Below are 1,526 nucleotides of genomic sequence, written 5' to 3' on the forward strand. Positions count from 1 at the left end.
GCACCGGCTGGCACAACTACTTTGATACCGTCATTAGTTGTCAGGGTTTTGAGAGTAGTATCTTCCGGGTCTATGACCGGGGCATTAGACGGCAGCTGGGCAACCTGCTTTTGCTGCGTAGTGGCATTAGACAAACCATTTAGTACTTTTTGGTTATATTCGGTATTGTTTCCGCCGATAATAATTGTCCCTGGAGGAGGTGTCACAGTCACAGGTCCTCCGCCACCGCCGCCAGATCCCCCACTGGTTGGGATTGCAGTTTCAGCATAGGTTACAAACTTTGTAAAGTGCTTGGTCCAGATGACAAGGTCGGAACCTACATTAATATATCCGTCTTCGCCATCCGATAGTTCACTGTCTGCTGTAGCCTGGTTGTCTGCACTTAGAACCGTATTGATTGGAGTGAATACTTCTCCTCTGCTATAGCCGACTTCTTTGCCTGCCTGTCCAGGAATAAGGATTCTTACCGCCTTACTGAAAGTAAGCGGGATATCACCGTAACCAACTTCAATGACTGATTCAACTGCAGTTGTTTTCCCTGAAACAGCCGGAACTGTTACTGTATTCTTTTCTTTCACTGTCGGGACATTGATTGTCCCATCCCACTCAGCCGGTGCACTGATAGTCGTCCCCGCGGGAATAGCTACTTTAACTGGATCTTGGCTAATTTCTGTGGTGACATTGATATTTAACGTTGGCAGTGGATTTGTTGTGCGCGTGTCACCAGTTGTGACGTTTAATAATTCTGACACAATAATAGTTGCATCACTGACATTACTTGGCACCTCTACATAAATAGGATCAGAAACCTGCTGTTTTGTTTTTTCGGTTATATTAATATTTTTATTTAAACCGTCGCTGCTAACTGTTACTAAATTTTCTGTTACTGGCTGCGGAACATGATTCGTGACAGTTTGGAGCACAAATGTTTCCAGGACTCCTCCATCTGCCGCCGTTACCGACCCTTTTGCGTATCCGACGGTTACGGTATATCCGAATTTTATTAACTCCTTAATGGTCAGTTCAATTACCTTTTTGTCTTCACTATTTAGACCAACTGAAATTATGGAATTGGTAACCTGATTACCATCCCCATCTACTTCATTCAGACTGAATTCTACCTGTTTACCTTTAGGATCAGCCATTGCTTTATCAAATGTCAGTAATATTTTCTTACCTGATATAGTTTCATTTTTTTGCAAAGTTGGTGGGACACCAATACTAGTTATACTAGTACTCGGACCATTAATGCTCCAGTTACCTGCTGCGTCTCCTGCTTCTACTTTGAAGCTGTACTTGGTAGCGGCAGTTAGCTCCGAAACGTCATAAGTCAAACTTGTCAGGGTACTAACAGGTAATATATCTATCGCAGTGCCATTCTTGTACACTTTGTAATTTGTTACGCCAATATTGTCTGCTGCCACACTCCAAGTCAGGGTTAACCCGGTTTGGGTTATACCGCTTGCCGTTAGGGTGGCACTGGTCCATATAGGTGCTGTTGTGTCCTGTGCCGCTGTTGTTGTAAA

1 protein-coding gene is annotated in these 1,526 nt (G+C 43.8%); it reads right to left on the reverse strand.

The window, feature by feature from the left end:
- Positions 1-1,526: fibronectin type III domain-containing protein (locus AC6I5A_RS00005; protein ID WP_034610210.1), on the reverse strand; the 1,526-nt coding region annotated here is incomplete at both ends.

It is taken from the genome of Desulfosporosinus sp. Tol-M2, assembly GCF_059735615.1.